Genomic DNA, 1732 nt, shown 5'->3' on the forward strand with positions numbered 1-1732 from the left:
CCCCAGCCCCGCAATACCGCATCCCCCTGTTGCCGGTCGCGCGCATAAAAATCCCAGCTCGGCGTGCTGAGATCGCCGCCCAGCAGGCAGCCCCCGCGACCCGATATCCGATGAGTTCGCCGTACTGGTATAATTGGTAAAATAATTCCGGAATTAGAGCGCCCGGCAACAGGGACGTGGATCAAAGAGCGGGGTTGGGGTGCGTGCATCGCGAGACGGCGGAGGGATGCGCCGGAGGTATTGGGCGCCGACCGACGAGGCGGGGTATCCGGACATCACGCGGCGATGCCCGGAAAACGATAACGCGAGCCGCGCGCCCCAGCCCCGCAATACCGCATCCCCCATTACCAGCCACCCTTAATTGTGAGTTCAGTGGCGGACCGCCGGGGGTCGACAAATGAACGACAAGAACGGATTTTGCCAGCCTGGAACATCTGCTCCGCCAACCGGCCAGTCCGCTGACAGCACGATCGTTCTTCCGTCGGCACCGGCCCGGACCCGACGGGCCGTCCTCGGTTCGGCACTCGGTCTGCTGGGCGTGGCCGCGACAGGCTGCTCGAAACCCAAGCACCCCTTCGACCCGGCCAGCGAGACCCTCCCGCCAGACCCCTCAGTGACGCCGAGCGCGAGCGCGGCAGCGCGGTTCCTGGACACTGGCGCGGCGGACTTCTTCGGCAAGGGCCTCATTCCGCAGCAACGCGCGACTTTCGGCCTGGACCGGGCGCAGATACTGCCCTCCGACGACCCCCGCTTCCAGCAGATCGTCCGGGTCTCACTACCAGCGGGCGACACGTTCAACGATCCCAAGGCCCAGGTTTACAACGACGGCAACACCTACGGCGGCAGCCAGCTCTTCGTCGCCATGGAGGGCCGGCCGACCTTCGAAATGTACCTGCGCTATTATGTGCGCTTCCCACATGATTTCGATTTCAGAAAAGGGGGGAAGCTCCCCGGGTTCTACGGAGTCATCTACAACAAAGGAAACGATCAACGTACTGACTCCGACCGGAGCGGTTTCGCCAGCCGGTTCGCCTGGCGCAAGGAAGGCGAAGGGATCGTCTACTCGAACACCGCCCGCCCAGACGCACCGGTCAAAGTTTCCGGCAAGAAGTCATGGACATGGGAGCTTAACAAGTGGATCTGTGTCGAGCAGGGTGTCCGCATGAACTTCGAGACATTCTCTCAGGGGCTGCTGGACGTCTGGATCGACAACAAGGAAACCGTCAAAGAACACGGCTATAATCCACGTATTTCCGACAAGGTCCGCATCGGCGGCATCATGTTCTCGGCCGTGTACGGCGGCGGAGACCGGTCGTTCGCGCCCGAGACGGGCACCACCATCGACTTCGCCGCCTTCGCCATAGGTGAGCAGCGAGTGGGCCCGCTGCCCGAGGCCGCACGCTGACCAGGCTCTTTCAGAGCGCACGGCGTGCCGTAGCACTACACAGAGCGACAACCACGATAGAACCTCCTCCATCGGCATGTGAATGATCCATGGTCCTGGAGGTGTCATGTTCCCGGTCGGTGCGTTCCGCCCCGAGACGATCAAACTCACGGTTCGCGGAGTAAGAGCGCCCGGCAATAGGGGCGTGGATCAAGGAGCGGGGCTGGGGCGCGTACATCGCAAGGCGGAGGAGGGAGTCACCCTGGTCCTTGGGGTGTCGACCGACGACAACGCAGCGAGGTGCGTGCCCCAGCCCCGCGACGCCGCGTCCCTATTGCCGGGCGCTCT

General features: G+C 63.5%; 2 protein-coding genes. Both read left to right on the forward strand.

The annotated features are described in order from the left end of the window. The first annotated feature begins 538 nt into the window (after positions 1-538). Positions 539-1405, forward strand: coding sequence for a polysaccharide lyase (locus MJ783_RS11650; RefSeq protein WP_239310425.1), 867 nt, complete (start codon positions 539-541; stop codon positions 1403-1405). Positions 1406-1511: 106 nt separating this feature from the next. Beyond that, positions 1512-1732: hypothetical protein (locus MJ783_RS11655; protein ID WP_239310426.1), on the forward strand; the 221-nt coding region annotated here is incomplete at its 3' end.

This window comes from Protofrankia sp. Cj3 (assembly GCF_917627355.1).
In the GTDB taxonomy this organism is placed as follows: Bacteria; Actinomycetota; Actinomycetes; order Frankiales; family Frankiaceae; genus Protofrankia.